The organism is Polaribacter sp. 20A6, assembly GCF_011378915.1.
Classification (GTDB): Bacteria; Bacteroidota; Bacteroidia; order Flavobacteriales; family Flavobacteriaceae; genus Polaribacter; species Polaribacter sejongensis.
Genome location: NZ_WTPZ01000151.1, coordinates 1 through 510 on the forward strand (window position 1 = coordinate 1; position 510 = coordinate 510).

1 pseudogene is annotated in these 510 nt (G+C 41.8%); it reads left to right on the forward strand.

The window, feature by feature from the left end:
• Positions 1-510: pseudogene (locus GQS57_RS18945) on the forward strand (hypothetical protein); the annotation flags it as partial.

Sequence of the window (510 nt, forward strand, 5' to 3'; positions counted from 1 at the left end):
GTTTGAAGAGCTTGAGCGAAAGCAAGCCAAGTTACGCCGAGCCAGTCAACGCATACTTGAACGCCATCAATCACAAGACAGTTTGGGTGAAGATGAAATCACTCATGATTTTAAGCAAAAAGAAAAACTTGATAAAAGTGCAGAAAAAATCACGCAGTACCTAGCGACACATCAAGAAAAAACAGGCAGTAAAGGTAAGCCTGTAAAAAGTAATATCACCGACCCAGACAGTGCGAAGATGACAACCAGTAAAGGTACGATTCAAGGTTACAACGGCATTGCGATTAATGATGATAAGCATCAAGTAATACTGCAAGCCCAAACATGGGGTTCGGTTGGTGAGCAGCAAACCTTAGAACCAGCGGTTACCCAACTAAAGCAACAACTTGATAAGCTCACCACAGAAAAACAATCAACCGACCACACAATAAAATTCACCGCAGACAGTGGCTTTAACAGTGAAGCTAATTTGGAATTCATGGCACAGAGTGGATTCGATAGTTATATTGC